Genomic DNA, 14,769 nt, shown 5'->3' on the forward strand with positions numbered 1-14,769 from the left:
TTCGCCGTGGCCGGGCCGCCAGGCGCAGTCGGCGGCGAGCAGCAGGTCCGCGTCGAGGAACGAGTCGCCGGCGGCCAGGGTGAGCCGTGCGCCGGCGCGGGGGCCGGGGTGGGGACGGGAGTGGGAGGCGGTGCGGGAGCGGGCACCGGAGCCGGCATGGGGGCGGGTACGGGTGCGGGGGCGGCGGGTTCGGCCGGTGCGCCCGGGGTGTCATAGGCCGGCACGGCCGCATATGCCTGAGTGGCCTCGGAGCCCCGCGTCGTGTCATATGCCGGACCGGAGGTGTGGGCCTGCGCGGCGCCGTACGGCCGCACCGGTTCGTACGCCTGGGTGGCCGCGTACGGCGACGTCTCGTACCCGCCGCCCGGGAACACCGGCTCGTACGGGGCCCCGTGGGCCTCCTGAGGCGCCTGAGGCGCCTGGGACGGGCCGTGGGCATCGAGGTGGCCCGAGGGGGCCTGGTGGGCCTGTGCCGCCCCGTAGGGGGCCGTGTGGGCCCCGTACGCGGGCGGTGCCGGCTCGGGCTCCCCGTCCTCCGGCTGATTCGTCGCCCGGAACCACGGCGACCCGGCCGTCACGCGACGGCCTTGCCCACCACCGGCGCGAGTCCCGTCGACCGCGCCACCGCTCCCGCGTCGCCGCACCGCTCCAGCCAGTTGGCGAGCATCAGGTGGCCGTGCTCGGTGAGCACCGACTCGGGGTGGAACTGCACGCCCTCGACGGGCAGTTCCCGGTGGCGCAGCCCCATGATGATGCCGTCCTCGGTGCGCGCGGTGACCTCGAGGTCGGCCGGCAGCGCGGCCGGCTCGGCGGCCAGCGAGTGGTAGCGGGTGGCGATGAAGGGCGAGGGCAGCCCGGCGAAGACGCCCTTGCCCTCGTGGGTGACCGGCGAGGTCTTGCCGTGCAGCAGTTCGGGCGCGCGGTCGACCACACCGCCGTAGGCGACGGCCATCGACTGCATGCCGAGGCAGACGCCGAAGACGGGCACCCCGGTGGCGGCGCAGTGGCGCACCATGTCGACGCAGATTCCGGCCTGTTCGGGCGTGCCGGGACCGGGCGAGAGCAGGACGCCGTCGAACCCGTCCTGAGCGTGCGACAGCTCCACCTCGTCGTTGCGGCGCACCTCGCACTCGGCACCGAGCTGGTAGAGGTACTGCACGAGGTTGAAGACGAAGCTGTCGTAGTTGTCGACGACGAGAATGCGCGCGCTCACTGACCGTCCACCGTCACGTCGTTGAACGGAAGCAGCGGCTCCGCCCAAGGGAACACGTACTGGAAGAGCCCGTAGACGACCGCGAGGACCAGCACGACCGAGATCAGCGCCTTCACCCAGGCGTTGCCCGGCAGATGCCGCCAGATCCATCCGTACATGACGTCCGACGCCCCTTCCGTTCGTTACGGGGACCAGAGTACGGGTCGCGGGGGCGCTGGGGGGTCAGCTGTCCAAAGCCCGTGGCCGGCCGTCCGAGACCGGCCTGGTGGCGTCCAGATGCGCCCAGACCACCAGCCGGTGACTGCTGCCCCATTCGGGGTCGCAGGTGGTGAGGGTGAGATAGCGGCCGGGGCCGGTGAAGCCGGATTTCCCAGGGACCGGATCGACGACTCCGGTGTCGGTGGGGACGGTCCGGTACGGGGCGCGGTCGACGCGGTACGTGAACCAGGTCGTGCCGTCGGTGAGGACGACGGCGTCGCCGGGGCGCAGCCGGGGGACGTCCTTGAAGGGGTCGCCGTGGGTGCGGCGGTGGCCGGCGACGGAGAAGTTGCCGGTCCGGCCGAGGCGGGCGGTGCCGGGGTAGTGGCCGAGGCCCTCGGCGAGGACTCCGGGCCGGGTGCCCTCCAGGACGGGCCACTCCCAGTCGCGGCCGAAGCGGGGGACGTACATGACGGCGAAGCCCTTGCCGTCGGCGTACGGGGCGGGGGCCGCCTGCTCGTCGGGAGCGGGGGTGGTCGCGGGCGCGGGGTCGGGGGCGAGGGGGCGGTCCGCCCATTCCCGCTGGAGGCCGTCGAGCCGGCCGGCGGCGGCGCCGTCGGCCTGGACGCCCGTCCAGTACAGGAGGTAGCCGACGAAGAGCACGATCAGGGCGCCGGCGGTGACGCACAGCTCGCTGAGGGTACGGATCACCAGGCGGGCTGCCACCGGACCTCCCGGGTGGTCGGCCCGAGGCGGGGCGGACGGCCGGGCGGCGCCGTCAGCTCACGGGCTTCGCGTAGTGGAGGTCCACTGTGCCCGAGTAGCCGGGCAGAGTCATCGCCTTGTGCTCGTCGACTTTCCAGCCGAGTCCGTACGCCTTCACGTACAGCCGGTAGTTCTGGATCGCGGGGGAGTCGGTGAGGGCCTTGCTCAGCCGGTCCCGGTCGCCTACGGCGGTGATCTTGTAGGGCGGGGAGTAGACGCGGCCCTGGAGGATCAGGGTGTTGCCGACGCAGCGCACGGCGCTGGTGGAGATGAGCCGCTGGTCCATGACCTCGATGCCCTGGGCGCCGCCCTGCCACAGCGCGTTGACGACGGCCTGGAGGTCCTGCTGGTGGATGACCAGGTCGTTGGCCTGCGGCTCGGGGTAGCCGGGGGCGGCCTGGGCGTTCGGCGGGGCGTCGTTGAGGGTGACCGTCAGACCGGTGCCGGAGATCTCGGAGGTTCCGGCGGCGTCCTCCAGGGCGCCGAGCCGCTTGTCCTGGGCGCCGCCGGAGCCGTTGTCGCGGGCGGCGAGGGAGTCGACCTGATGGCGCAGGGCGGCGGCGGACTCGTCGAGGCCGGCGTTCTTGTGGCTGCGTTCCTCGATCAGGTCGGAGAGCCGCAGCAAGGACGCGTCGGTGCGGAGGTTGGTGCCCTTGGCGGTGTTGAAGCTGGTCACGAAGATCAGCCCGGCGAGCGCGAAGACGGCGGCGGTCAGCACCCGGACCGGGCGCCACCTGAGGCTTCGTCCCGGCCCCGCGGGAGCGCCCGCGGGAGTGCCGGCGGGAGTGTCGGCTGAATTGCTCAACGTACCCTGATCCCCTTCGGTGCCGCGGAACCACTACGCTAACGGACGCCCGGGGGACGCCGCGGTCCGCTTCGTCGCTTCCGTACGTTCCGCCGGCGCCCGTCACAGTCCCCTGCGCGGTCACGCAGCGCATCGACAGGAGAGTCCCTCGTGCCGAAGTCACGGATCCGCAAGAAGGCCGACTACACGCCGCCGCCCGCCGCGAAGCAGGCCGCGACCATCAAGCTGACCAATCGCAGCTGGGTGGCCCCGGTGATGCTGGCGCTGTTCGCCATCGGCCTGGTGTGGATCGTGGTCTTCTATGTCACCGACGGCACGCTGCCGGTCCAGTCGATCAAGAACTGGAACATCGTGGTCGGTTTCGGCTTCATCGCCGCCGGCTTCGGTGTCTCCACGCAGTGGAAGTGACACTTCCCACCGCATAGTTATCCACAGTGTTGTGCACAGCACTGGATAACTTACGAAGATCTGTGGATAACTCACACCAGGTTGACGCCGGTACGACTGCGGGATGCCCGGCCACCCCTGACTGTGGACACGCCAAAGCCCCTCGCCTCTGAAGCATCACTGCTGGTCAGAGACGAGGGGCTCAGGCATGTCCCGATCAAAGTAACCCGGCCACCACACACTGTGGATAACTCTGGGGAAAGCTTGCGCCGCAGCGCATCCCCGCGCACGTTTTCCCAGGGCTGTTCGCGGGCCGTTCGCGGGCCGCTCGCCGCCCGCCCGGTGCCCTCAGAGGAGGACGGCCGTCCGGACCAGCACCATCCCCAGGACGCTCAACAGCACCAGCGCGCACGCCCCGTACTGGACCAACTCCCGCCGGGCCCGGGGCGCGTACACCATGGCGGCCGTCAGCAGGACGCCCGCCACCAGGCCGCCGACGTGCGCCTCCCAGGAGATGTCCGGCCGGGTGAACGTGATGAGCAGGTTCAGGCCCAGGAAGACCACGACCGGCCGCATGTCGGAACGCCGGTACCGGGCCAGCACCGCCCACGCGCCGAGCAGGCCGTAGACCATCCCGGAGGCCCCGAGCGAGGGCTGGTTCGGCGGGGCGAGGAGATAGACCAGGGCCGAACCGGAGAGACCGGACAGCAGCGAGAGCGCGGCGAAGCGGCCGCGCCCCAGCTCCGGTTCGACGATCCCGCCGATCACCCACAGCCCCATCATGTTGAAGAGGAAGTGGACCAGGTCCTGGTGCAGGAACATCGAGGTGAACAGCCGGTACCACTCGCCCTCGGCGACGCCCACGACCTCGCCGAGCACCGGGTAGTACGCGTGCCCGATCAGGTCCAGCCGGTCCACCAGCCGGTCGCCGGCCGTGTGCACCGCCAGGAACAGGGCGAGGTTGACCGCCATGAGGACCTTGGTGACCGCCCGGCCGTCCGTCCGCAGCCGGCCGCCGACGAGCGTCCTCGGCTGATTCGCGCCGGGGGCGTGCCCGGTGCCGGAGCCGCCCCGGACGCAGTCGGGGCACTGGAAGCCGACGGACGCCGGGATCATGCACGACGGGCAGACCGGCTGCTCGCAGCGGGTGCAGCGGATGCCGGTCTCGACATCGGGGTGCCGGGAGCAGCGCGGCAGACCGGACTGCACGTCCATGAGGGTCCTCCCGAGGGCGGGTGGTACGGGTGCGGGCGTGCGGGGCGTGGCGGACCGGGCCCGCGCGCCACCCCGCCCTCCTCCTGACGGACGGGCGGGGCTCAAGGTTCCTGCGCGCCGCTGACCAGCGGGTTTCGGTCAGCGGGTGGCGATCGGCGCTTCTCGCTCAGCGGGTCTCGATCAGCGCGTTGCGATCAGCGGGTCTCGACGACCACCGTGTGCAGGACGACGTCCTCGACCGGGCGCTCGGTGCGCGGGTTGGTCTCCAGGGCGGCGATCGCGTCCACGACCTTCTTGCTCTCCGCGCCGACGACCTCGCCGAAGATCGTGTGCTTGCGGTTGAGCCAGGTGGCCGCGCCGACCGTGATGAAGAACTGCGAGCCGTTGGTGTTCGGGCCGGCGTTGGCCATGGCGAGCAGGTAGGGCCGGTCGAAGAACAGCTCGGGGTGGAACTCGTCGGCGAACTCGTAGCCCGGGTTGCCCGTGCCGTTCCCGAGCGGGTCGCCGCCCTGGATCATGAAGCCCTTGATCACCCGGTGGAAGACCGTGCCGTCGTAGAGCGGGGCCGTGGACACCTCGCCCGTCGCCGGGTGCGTCCACTCGCGCTCGCCCTGGGCGAGCTCGGTGAAGTTCCGGACCGTCTTCGGGGCGTGGAACGGCATCAGCCGGACCTCGATGTCCCCCTTGCTGGTCTTCAGCGTCGCGTACTGCTGTCCGGCCACGGCCCGTCGTCCTCCACTGCTTCGGCATCCTGGTCGGTCGGCATCCTCGCATGCCCGCATGCCCCGGATGCCCGCCCCGCATGCCGGAGCGCGGACGGACATGCATGATTCCGAAAGGGATGGATAGGCGAAAACCGACTGCCACCGAGGATGATCGAGGAGGGATCCCGTGAACCGCATGGACAGCGTGCGCGCCGCGAAGGATTCGGCGAAGGAGAGCGTCATGCACGCCGCGGACGCGGTGGCGCCGTACGCGGATCAGGCCGTCCACTACGCGCAGTGCACCGCGCGGGACGCGCGCGTCAAGCTCGCCCCGAAGGTCTCGCGGGCCGCTTCACAGGCCCGTACTCAGGCGCGTCAGCAGTACGACGCACTGGTCGCACCGCATGTACCGCCGCAGGTCGACGAGGCCGCGCAGCGTGCGCTGGCCATGACCCGCAAGGCCGCCCGGCAGGCGACCGACTACACCGTCCCGCGTGTCGAGCACGCGGTCGCCGCGACCGGTCCCGTCCTGGAGGAGGCCGGGTCGCGTTCGGCCGCCGCCCTGGCCGTACTGCGCGGACAGGTGACGCCGAAGGACATCGAGCGGATCGTACGGAGGAACGAGCGCCGCGCCTGTACCGGGCGCTTCGCCAAACGCGTACTGATCCTGGGTCTGCTGGCCGGCGGCGTCTACGCCGCCTGGCGGTGGTGGGACGCGCAGGCCAACCCCGACTGGCTGGTCGAGCCGCCCGCGCCCACCGATGTGGACGAGCGGGATGCGGACGAGGGGAACGATCTGGAGACGCGGGTCGAGAAGGCCAGGGCCGAGGCGGAGGCGGAGGACCGGGCACGCGACGAGAGGCGCCGCTGAGCCACGGGGACCGATGCCGGTGCCGATAGCGGTGCCGGTGCCGATGCCGGTGCCGGGGTCGGTGCCGGGGTCGGTGCCGGAGGCGTGGGCCGCGGGTCGTGCGAGTGGCGCGGGTGGTACGGGTGGCGCGGGGTGGTGGTGCGTACGGCTGCCGGCGTCGCCCCCGCCTCGGCGCCGCGTGCGCGCGAGCCGCTGGGGGTGGTGGTGCGTGAGGCCGGGTGCCGTGGGGCTGTGGACTGCGGGGCGAGGTGCCGTGGGGCCGTCGACCGGAGGGCCGCGGGCTCTGCGGCTGCGGGCCGTGGGGCTGCGGGCCGGGAGTCCGTAGGTCCGAGGGCCGTGAGCCGGGGGCCGGGACTCGTCAGCGGGAGGGCACGGGCCGGGAGGCGTGGATCGCGCCGGCTGTGCGAGCGGGCCGCGTGCGACGGGTACGAAGACCGCGACGCGTGCGAGGTGTACGAGGAGTGCGACGCGTACGGCGAAGGGGCCGGACCGTCAGGTGAGGCGGGGTGTTCCGGCCGGTGCGCGTCAGCCGAAGGGGTGAAGCGCGAGACGGGCGGGAACCGGAAGGCGTGAACCGCGGGCCGTGGGACGTGTCCCCGGGGCCGTGGACCGCCGGGCCGCGCATGCGTGCGGGCGTCGTCCGAAGCGGGGCGGGGCGGAGGAATCACCGCCCTGCCCTACGCGGCCGTCGCGGACTTCGCCGCGTTCGCGTTGCGCGTCGCGGGCGCCGGGCTCGTCTCCTCGGTCTGGTCGGTCAGATGGGCCAGATCGGCGCTGACCGGGGCGTGGACGTCGGCCCGCAGATGGCGGACGGAGGGGGAGGAGCCGTGTGCCTCGGCGCGGATGCGCTGCTTGAGGGTGGGTGGCAGAGCCTTCTTGGCGCCGGAGTACGCGTGCGTGGAGGCGGTCCGCTGGGCGGGGACGCGTACGGACCCGGAGCCGGACGCCGGCGCGGACCCGGGTGTGGATCCGCCGGGCGACTCGGCCGCCGGTCCGGCCGCTCCCGAGCGGGCGCCGGAGGCGGTGGCGGGCGTGCCGGGGGCGCGGTCGCCCGTGGGGGCCGGCTGCTCGCCGCGCGCGGTGGCGGGGGTGGCGAGGCCCAGGGAGGCGAGGAGGGCGAAGAGGACGGAGACGAAGGCGGTCCAGAACTGCTTGGCAGCGGCCATGACCCCTCACTTTCGGTACGTTCTCGGATGGTTCATTCCGAATTGCGTGTTTTTCGTACGTCCCTCATCATGGGGACGCGCAGCCGGAATGTCCGGAACGACGCCGTTGCCGCGCAGTTCTTCTGATGAACACCACCCGACCGGCTCAGTCCCGGTCCGCCTCGCCCAGCCCTGGGGCGCCCCAGACGGGGAACCAGCGCTCCAGCTCCGGCTCCATCGCGAGGTCCCCCGCCAGCAGCCCTCTGACCTGCAATTCCAGGGTGTTGTCCCGGGACTCCGTGCCGTCGGAGCGGGGGGCGAAGGGGTAGAAGGTGCCGCGTTTGTAGAGATAGACGAGGGCCAGGTCGTGACCGAGCGGGCTGCCCCCGCGCTCGGTACCCTCCGCGTGGAACACGGTCAGCGAGCAGAGCAGCTGGGGTCCGAAGCCGGCCTCCTCCAGCAGGCTGTTGACCGCGTGCAGATCGTTGACCAGCGTGATCAGGTCGTCGGCGGAACGGCGGGCGGCGAGCCAGGTGTAGCCGTACGCGTCCTGGCTGAACGCGACCGGTGCCGCCCCCAGCCGTTCGTCCACGTCGAGCAGCTGCCGTACGTCCTCCTTCAGCCGGGTGAACGCCCCGCCCTCCACTCCCGCGAAACAGACGGACCCGGCCCCGGTCGGCACGTAACCGGTGCCCGCCTCCAGGGTGAGCGCGGCGCCCGGGAGCGCGAACAGCCGGTCGAGATCGGGCCGGACCGGCTTGCTGCGCCCGAGGATGGTGTCGAGGAGTCCCATGGGCCCTGCTTTCGCTCGCGTCGGGTGGGGTGAGGGCGCCGCCGGTCCAAGGGGATTTCGGGGCCGGGATGGCATATGCCTCGTGGCGGATCAGGCCGCGTCGCCGAGCTGCGCCGAGATCCGGGCGAGCTGGTCGAGCCGCTGCTCCAGGGTGGGGTGGGTGGCCAGCAGCCGGCTCAGGCTCTCCTTCGAGGAGAAGGCGGGCGCGAACCAGAAGGCGTTGTACGGCTCCGCCTTGCGCAGGTCCTGGGTCGGGATCCGGGACATGTCGCCGGTCACCTTGGTGAGCGCGGAGGCGAGCGCCGACGGCCGGCCGGTGAGCAGCGCGGCGGCCCGGTCCGCGGCCAGTTCGCGGTAGCGGGACAGCACCCGGGTCAGCAGGAAGCTCAGTACGTAGACCGCGCCGCTGACCAGCGGGACGAGGACCATGACGGCGGCCGTGCCGGGGTCGCGGCCCCGGCCGAGGCCGCTGTAGAGCGCGACGCGGGTCATCATGCCGGCGAGCACGCCGAGGAACGAGGCGATCGTCATCACCGCGACATCGCGGTGGGCCACATGCGACATCTCGTGCGCGAGGACGCCTTCCAGCTCCTCCGGTCCGAGGCGGCGCAGCAGTCCGGTGGTGACGCAGACCAGCGCCGTCTTCTCGCCCCGGCCGGTGGCGAAGGCGTTGGGCACGTCGCTGTTCGAGATCGCCACCTTCGGCTTGGGCATGTCGGCGAGTGCGCAGATCCGGTCCACGGTGCCGTGCAGTTCGGGCGCCTCCTCCCGGGTGACCTCGCGGGCGCCCATGCCCCGGGCGGCGATCTTGTCGCTGAACCAGAACTGCGCGATGAACAGCCCGCCCGCGACCAGCAGGATCAGCGGCCAGGAGCCGCGCAGCAGCACCATCAGGACGCCGACGAAGACCACGTACAGCAGTCCGATCAGGAACATCGTCGTCGCCATCCGGGTCGAGAGTCCCCGGTCCGGGGCGTAGCGCGAGTGCGCGCCGCGTCCGGTCGTCCCCGGTGTCCTGGCCATACCGAGCACCTCTTCCGAGCCTGCCCCCTCCTGCCAGTGTGCGCCCGCGCCGCTCCGTACGCGACAAACCGCCGTGGTGGATGTCTTCGCAGGTCGGGCGGGTCGTGTGGGGGCGCTTCGCGGGAGGTGGCCGGGGGGCCGCGCGGGTCCGTGAGGGGGCTACACGGGGTGGCATATGCCAACCGAAAGCGCTCTTGACACGCACAAGCGTGCGAATCCGGCCATTCATCATGTCCTGGGCATGTCATAGGCCGACCGGGGATAGAAACGCCCGAGCACGGTGGCATCCGTGAGGTGACACCCGAGCCAACCGGGAGGTTCGAAAAGGTGACAGACGTCAGCACCCCCGCCGCCGGTGGGACCAACGAGGCCAACGAGGCCGAAGATTCCGACGGGGCCGACTTATCGGCGAAACGTTTCGCCGAGGACGGTTTCCTCGTCCTGCCCGGTTTCCTCCCGCCCGGTCTCGTCGACCGGCTTCTCCCGGAGGCCGACAAGTGGGTCGACGCCGGCTGGCGCCGCGACTCCATCGACGCCTGTCTGCGCGGCGACCCGGCACCGCCCCCGGTGGTCGAACTGGATCTGGAGGCGCACGGCGAACTCGCCGTCCACCCGCCGCTGCTCCGGCTGCTCGCCCACCCCGGCCTGCTGGGGGACTCCTTCGTCTTCCACCATCTGCACAGCGACCGCCGGCCGATCGGCGGCGCGGGCAAGAACTGGCACCACGACTACGAGCAGCGGCCCCAGCGCGACCGGCGCCTCCCCATGGTCCACGCCCTGCACTACCTGCGCGGGCTGCGGCCCGAGTGGGGCGCCCTGGCCCTGCTGCCGGGCTCGCACCGCGAGATCGCCGAGAAGGACGCCCGCGACCACCTGGGGACGGGCGTGCTGCCCGGCGAGGTGACCGTCGACCGCCTGCCGCCCGGCTCCACCGTCCTCGTGCACTCGGCGCTCTTCCATGCCCGCCGGGCGGCGCCCGAACCGGCGGCGGACGCCGGGGCGCGCTACATGGTCGACGCCTCGTACTGCCGTACCGGCACGCTCTGGCCGCCGGTCAAGCCGTACTGGCGGCATGTGCTGGCCGTGGGGCGGGCCCGCGGGCTGGACGCCGGGCGGCCCGAACTGTTCGCGGAACGGCACTTCGGCCCGTATCAGGCCGTGGAACCGGCGAAGGAACGGACGACGGAGAGGCGCGACGCGTGAGAACCCTGGAAACGGTCTCCTTCGAGGCGGTCTTCGACCGCTTCTCCCGGGACCACCGCCACGACCCGGCCGACCCCGCCGACACCGACGACGAGGCCGAACGGCACCTCCGCGAGGCCCGGGCGGAATTCGGCGAGCGGTGGCGCCGGACCCTGATCGAGGGCCCGGAGCTGGCCCGGGTGGTGCTGCCCTGGCACCTGGGCGAGGCCGGGGAGGTGGAACTCGTCCCGAAGACCGGGCTCACCGTGGCCGAGGCGGCAGGCCGGCTCGCGGCGCTGGGCACGACGTACGGCCGATCCAATCCGATGTGCGCGTTCAAACTCGCCCGTCAGAGTGGTGCGCCGCGGCTGCCGCTGTATCTGAGCACCCGGCCCGTCCCTGGCGTCGACTACGACGGGCTCCTCGTCCGCGAGGGCCTGATCCATCTGGACGGACTGCACCGGATGCTCGCCTGGGCCGGTGCCGGGCTGCTGGTGCCCGGCACCTGGTTCGAGGCGTACGTGGCGGGCCCCGCGGTTCCGGCGGGCCCGCCGCCGGATCCGGGACTAGCCTCGGCCGACGTACGGCATGGCGCTCGGCATGACCAGGACGGACTGGACGTTCACGGCGGGCGGCAGGGCGGCCATGGCCCGCACCATGTCGACGACGTGGCGCATGTCCATGGTCGGTTCGGCCCGCCGTGACCCGTCGGCCTGGAGGACCTCCGGCTGCGGACGGTCGTGCGGGGTGACGTTGCCGATGTCGATCTGGCCGCACGCGATGCCGTGGCGGCGGCCGTCCAGCGACAGCGAACGGGTGAGCCCGGCCACCGCGTGCTTGGCCGCGGTGAACGCGACCGAGTCCGGGCGGGGCACCTGGGCGGAGGGCGCGCCGTTGTTGATGATCCGCCCGCCGCGCGGTGTCTGCCGCTTCATGACCCGGAACGCGGCCCGCGAGCACAGGAAGGTGCCGGTGGCGATGGAGTCCATCACCCGGTGCCAGTCCGCGAGTCCGACGTCCTCGGTGGGGAGGTACGGCATGGTGTCGGCGGCATTGTTGAACAGCAGGTCGAGCCGGCCGAACCGGTCCGTCACCGCCGCGAACAGCTCGTCCACGGCCCGCTCGTCGGTGATGTCCGCCGGGAGGGCGAGCACCCGTTCCCGGTCGGCGGCCGGGGCGAGCGCCGCCGTCTCCTCCAGCGGGTCCTTGCGGCGGCCCACCAGGACCACCGTCCAGCCGTCCGCCAGCAGGCCGAGCGCGCAGGCCCGCCCGATGCCGCTGCCGGCGCCGGTCACGACGGCGGTACGCAACCGCGCGTCCGTGCCCGTGGCCGTACTCGCGCCCGAGTCCGTACGTAAGCCCGTGCCCGTACCCGCGCCCGAGTCCGTCCGTAAGTCCGTGCCCGGCCACGCGTCCGCGCCCGAACCGGCCGCGTCCGCACGCCTCGCCGCATCCTCCGTCACGTCCACCCCTCCCGCTCTCTCCCCGACCCCGTCCGGCGGGTTCTCCCGCCCCGCGCCCGCGGCGCTCCGCGGAGCCCTCCGAGCGTGCCCCGGGCCCCCTCACCCAAACAGGAGCCGCACATGAATGGCCGTATCCCTACGCTGAACGGCACCGGTGGCAGCCGGGACTGGTTCGACCGGGCCAAGGCGTCCCTGGCCGGCGGCATCAGTTCCTCGTCCCGGCTGACCTCGACCGGTCCGCACCCCTATCCGCTGTACATGGCGAGCGGCTCCGGCGCCCGCATCACCGATGTCGACGGCAATGGATACATCGACTATCTGATCTCCTACGGCAGCGCGATCCTGGGCCATGCCCATCCCGCCCTCACCGAGGCCCTGAGCGATGTCCTGCGCACCGGCACGATGTTCGGCACCTGCAACACACCCGAGGTCGAACTCGCCGAGCTGATACGGGAGATGGTGCCCTGCGCGGACCTCGTCCGGTTCGCCAACTCGGGCAGCGAGGCGGTGCAGGGAGCGGTACGGGCCGCCCGCGGGTACACGGGACGCGACAAGATCCTCAAGTTCGAGGGCCACTACCATGGTTGGTCCGACACCCTGGCGATCTCGAACCGCCCCGGTCTCGCGGACGCGGGCCCCTACGAGGCCCCGCACGCCGTCCCGCACTCCCCCGGCATCCCGGAGGGGGTCACCGGCGACGTCGTCGTCTGCCCGTGGAACGACCCGGCCGCGCTGCGCGCCCTGCTCGACGCCCACCGCGGCGAACTGGCTGCCGTGATCTGCGAGCCGATCGTCGCCAACAACGCCTGCACCATGCCCGCGCCCGGTTTCCTCGGCCTTCTGCGCGAGGAGTGCGTGAAACGCGGGATCGTCCTCGTCTTCGACGAGGTCTGCACCGGCTTCCGCACCGGCCCCGGCGGCGCGCAGACCATGTTCGGAGTCGAACCGGACCTCGCCGTCTTCTCCAAGGCGCTGGGCGGCGGACTGCCGATCGCCGCCTTCGCGGGCCGGCGGGAGGTCATGGAGCCGCTGGCCGAGGGGCGCGTCAAGCACGGCGGCACCTACAACGCCTCCCCGCTGTGCGCCACTTCGGCCCTGGTCACGCTGCGCCATCTGCGGACGCCCGAGGTCGGTAAGCGGATCGACGAGAGCGGCCGGCGCATCATGGAGTCGATCGAACGCGCCGCCCGCGACCGGCGCGTCCCCTGCGCGGTCCAGGGCGTCGGCGCCATGTTCCAGGTGGTGTTCACCCCCGACGGGGCGCCGACCCGGCAGTACCGCGATCTGCTCCACGTCGACCAGGCCCGCTACGACACCTTCCGCCACGCGCTCCTGGAACGCGGGGTGCACAGCAACGCGTACGGCATGGCCTGCTGGTTCGTCGCGGCGACGGTGACGGACGACGAACTCGACGCGACCTGCGAGGCGGTGACGGAGGCGTTCGGCGTCCTGTGACGGCCCGCGCCACGGGCCTCGGCCCCGGCCCCGATTCGTACCGGGGTCGGGGCGCGGGGCCGGGCGCGGAGGGCGCGGGCTCGGGGCGGGCTCCGCCGTCGCTACGCGAGCGCGTCGGCGGTGGCGTGGGCGAAGTCGCGCGGGTTGTCGAGCATGATGTTGTGCCCGCAGTCCGGGATCGCCACGACGGACACCCCGGCGGCGCGGAGCTCGTCGGCGCCCGGGAGCGGCCCGTCGGCCTCGGGCAGCAGGAAGGTCCGGGGGACCTTCAGGTCGAGCAGCAGCTCGCGCATGGTGGGAACGGTCCCGGCGACGAGGTGCGTGGCGCTGCGGTGCAGGGCTTCGCGGCCGGCCAGGCGCATGGTGGACCACCAGTGGGCGCCGACCCGGTCGCGTACCTCGGCCCAGCCGCCGTCCAGGAACTCCTCCTCGGTGTACGCGGCGATACCGCTGCTGCCGGCGGCCCCGGGCACGCGCGGGAGCGGGTCGAGGTTGGCGTCGACCAGGACGAGCCGGGACACCAGGTGCGGGTGCCGGGAGGCCAGGACGATGGCCACGGAGCCGCCCATGCTGTGCGCGATCAGCTCGGCACCGCTGACGTCGGCGGCGGTGAGCGCCGCGGCGAGGGCGTCGGCATGGTCCTCCAGGGTGTAGCCGAAGCCCGTCGGCCGGTCGCTGTGGCCGTGGCCGAGCAGGTCGATCAGAAGGGAGCGGTGCCCGGCGAGGAGCGGGTGGACGGCGGCCTGGGTGAAGTAGGCGGGCGAGGTCGCGCCCAGCCCGTGGACGTAGACACGGACGGGCTCCCGGCCCGGCAGCTCGACCCAGCGGATCCGGTCGCCTTCGGCCGTCACGATGGCGTTGCGCACAGCTTGTTCCCCCCTGAAGTCCTGATGGGTACGGAGAAAGGAGCGTACTCACGGATTCCGAATGAATGCGCTGTTTTCGGGGTTGGTCCGGTCCCGGCGGGCGGTCAGGTTCAGGTGAGGTAGTACTGGTACTTGGCGGTGATGGCGCCGTCGGTCAGCACGAACCTCGCGTTCGACCCGCCGACGTACGGCTCCTGCCGGCAGAAGTAGGTCACCTCGTGCCCGGTCGTGGCGGGCCAGTTCGGGTACGCCTCCTGCCTTTGCACGCACGAGTCCGGCGACACGTAAGACCACAGCTGCGCCTCGGTCATCCCCGACTTCACCTGGTTGAACTGGGCGAGAGTGATAGACGGTGTCTTCGGCTCGTACAGGAACTCGTGCTGCTTGCTGTACAGCACGCCCTTCTTGAACGAGAAGGTGCCGTACGGCGCGTTGTCGGCGGACTTCGTGAAGCACTGGATGTCCGTGCCGTTGTCCGAGCACCAGCCGGCGGACGAACCGGGCTTCGGCGACTGCGGGCCGCCGAGCTGCTGCCACACGTCCGCCTTGCTCGTACCGAACGCCACCGCGGCGTACTTCTCGGCCGTGAAAAATGCCTCGTCCGTACGCGCCTCGGCCCCCGTGGCACCGGCGAGCACCGTGCCGAGCGCCGCAGCGCTCACCGCCGCGCTCGCCACCGCCGTC

18 protein-coding genes and 1 pseudogene are annotated in these 14,769 nt (G+C 72.3%); 7 read left to right on the top strand and 12 right to left on the bottom strand.

All coding sequences use genetic code 11. The features are described from left to right. Together ABZ990_RS07940 and ABZ990_RS07945 are read left to right on the top strand one after the other, a co-directional pair. On the top strand, positions 1-216 hold a 216-nt coding region (locus ABZ990_RS07940), incomplete at its 5' end, for a hypothetical protein (protein WP_361227022.1). 45 nt (positions 217-261) lie between these two features. Then, a complete protein-coding gene (locus ABZ990_RS07945) occupies positions 262-405 on the top strand; it encodes a hypothetical protein (RefSeq protein ID WP_361227025.1) in 144 nt (47 codons plus the stop codon). A 169-nt stretch (positions 406-574) separates the two neighbouring features. Here the strand turns inward: ABZ990_RS07945 and ABZ990_RS07950 are convergent, their stop codons facing one another. The 4 genes from ABZ990_RS07950 to ABZ990_RS07965 all read right to left on the bottom strand — a co-directional run bounded on the left by ABZ990_RS07950 (position 575) and on the right by ABZ990_RS07965 (position 2,981). After that, on the bottom strand, positions 575-1,213 hold the full coding sequence (locus ABZ990_RS07950; RefSeq protein ID WP_361227028.1) for an aminodeoxychorismate/anthranilate synthase component II: 639 nt from the start codon (positions 1,211-1,213) through the stop codon (positions 575-577). Beyond that, positions 1,210-1,371 (bottom strand): hypothetical protein, encoded by a 162-nt coding sequence (locus tag ABZ990_RS07955; RefSeq protein ID WP_361227031.1) that lies wholly within the window; start codon positions 1,369-1,371, stop codon positions 1,210-1,212. Before ABZ990_RS07955 ends, ABZ990_RS07950 begins: the two co-directional genes overlap by 4 nt. 64 nt (positions 1,372-1,435) lie before the next feature. Continuing rightward, positions 1,436-2,137, bottom strand: a complete 702-nt coding sequence (locus ABZ990_RS07960; RefSeq protein WP_361227034.1) for a class E sortase — start codon at positions 2,135-2,137, stop codon at positions 1,436-1,438. A gap of 52 nt (positions 2,138-2,189) precedes the next feature. After that, positions 2,190-2,981 (bottom strand): DUF881 domain-containing protein, encoded by a 792-nt coding sequence (locus tag ABZ990_RS07965; RefSeq protein WP_361227037.1) that lies wholly within the window; start codon positions 2,979-2,981, stop codon positions 2,190-2,192. A 150-nt stretch (positions 2,982-3,131) separates the two neighbouring features. On the opposite strand from ABZ990_RS07965, the gene crgA reads away from it, so the two are divergent. Further along, entirely contained in the window at positions 3,132-3,389 is a 258-nt protein-coding gene (gene crgA / locus ABZ990_RS07970) for a cell division protein CrgA (RefSeq protein ID WP_361227040.1), read from the top strand. A gap of 327 nt (positions 3,390-3,716) precedes the next feature. Here crgA and ABZ990_RS07975 read toward each other — a convergent pair whose 3' ends face one another. Continuing rightward, on the bottom strand, positions 3,717-4,583 hold the full coding sequence (locus ABZ990_RS07975; RefSeq protein WP_361227043.1) for a rhomboid family intramembrane serine protease: 867 nt from the start codon (positions 4,581-4,583) through the stop codon (positions 3,717-3,719). A 194-nt stretch (positions 4,584-4,777) separates the two neighbouring features. Beyond that, positions 4,778-5,305: a peptidylprolyl isomerase gene (locus ABZ990_RS07980; protein WP_361227046.1), complete on the bottom strand. Its 528-nt coding sequence runs from the start codon at positions 5,303-5,305 to the stop codon at positions 4,778-4,780. 169 nt (positions 5,306-5,474) lie between these two features. Between ABZ990_RS07980 and ABZ990_RS07985 the strand changes: the two genes are divergently transcribed. Beyond that, positions 5,475-6,158 (top strand): DUF5324 family protein, encoded by a 684-nt coding sequence (locus tag ABZ990_RS07985; RefSeq protein ID WP_361227049.1) that lies wholly within the window; start codon positions 5,475-5,477, stop codon positions 6,156-6,158. A gap of 677 nt (positions 6,159-6,835) precedes the next feature. Here ABZ990_RS07985 and ABZ990_RS07990 read toward each other — a convergent pair. From ABZ990_RS07990 to htpX, 3 genes are all read right to left on the bottom strand, one after another. After that, positions 6,836-7,324 carry a DUF6344 domain-containing protein gene (locus ABZ990_RS07990; protein WP_361227052.1) on the bottom strand — a complete coding sequence of 163 codons (489 nt, stop codon included), beginning with the start codon at positions 7,322-7,324 and terminating at the stop codon, positions 6,836-6,838. Positions 7,325-7,469: 145 nt separating this feature from the next. After that, entirely contained in the window at positions 7,470-8,096 is a 627-nt protein-coding gene (locus ABZ990_RS07995) for a hypothetical protein (protein ID WP_361227055.1), read from the bottom strand. 90 nt (positions 8,097-8,186) lie between these two features. Then, entirely contained in the window at positions 8,187-9,119 is a 933-nt protein-coding gene (gene htpX, locus ABZ990_RS08000; RefSeq protein WP_361227058.1) for a zinc metalloprotease HtpX, read from the bottom strand. A gap of 327 nt (positions 9,120-9,446) precedes the next feature. Between htpX and ABZ990_RS08005 the strand changes: the two genes are divergently transcribed. Together ABZ990_RS08005 and ABZ990_RS08010 are read left to right on the top strand one after the other, a co-directional pair. After that, complete coding sequence (locus ABZ990_RS08005) at positions 9,447-10,322, top strand: phytanoyl-CoA dioxygenase family protein (RefSeq protein ID WP_361227061.1); 876 nt, start codon at positions 9,447-9,449, stop codon at positions 10,320-10,322. Then, positions 10,319-10,843, top strand: a pseudogene (locus ABZ990_RS08010) (DUF6309 family protein); the annotation flags it as partial. The gene ABZ990_RS08005 and the pseudogene ABZ990_RS08010, both read left to right, overlap by 4 nt. A gap of 24 nt (positions 10,844-10,867) precedes the next feature. Here ABZ990_RS08010 and ABZ990_RS08015 read toward each other — a convergent pair. Then, positions 10,868-11,611: an SDR family oxidoreductase gene (locus tag ABZ990_RS08015; protein WP_361227543.1), complete on the bottom strand. Its 744-nt coding sequence runs from the start codon at positions 11,609-11,611 to the stop codon at positions 10,868-10,870. A 273-nt stretch (positions 11,612-11,884) separates the two neighbouring features. Between ABZ990_RS08015 and ABZ990_RS08020 the strand changes: the two genes are divergently transcribed. Further along, positions 11,885-13,219: a glutamate-1-semialdehyde 2,1-aminomutase gene (locus tag ABZ990_RS08020; RefSeq protein ID WP_361227064.1), complete on the top strand. Its 1,335-nt coding sequence runs from the start codon at positions 11,885-11,887 to the stop codon at positions 13,217-13,219. A gap of 101 nt (positions 13,220-13,320) precedes the next feature. Here the strand turns inward: ABZ990_RS08020 and ABZ990_RS08025 are convergent, their stop codons facing one another. Together ABZ990_RS08025 and ABZ990_RS08030 are read right to left on the bottom strand one after the other, a co-directional pair. Then, entirely contained in the window at positions 13,321-14,085 is a 765-nt protein-coding gene (locus ABZ990_RS08025; protein ID WP_361227067.1) for an alpha/beta hydrolase, read from the bottom strand. 110 nt (positions 14,086-14,195) lie between these two features. Beyond that, positions 14,196-14,747, bottom strand: coding sequence for a BLIP family protein (locus ABZ990_RS08030; protein ID WP_361227070.1), 552 nt, complete (start codon positions 14,745-14,747; stop codon positions 14,196-14,198). Positions 14,748-14,769 lie beyond the last annotated feature (22 nt).

Source organism: Streptomyces sp. NPDC046203 (genome assembly GCF_040646255.1).
GTDB lineage: Bacteria > Actinomycetota > Actinomycetes > Streptomycetales > Streptomycetaceae > Streptomyces.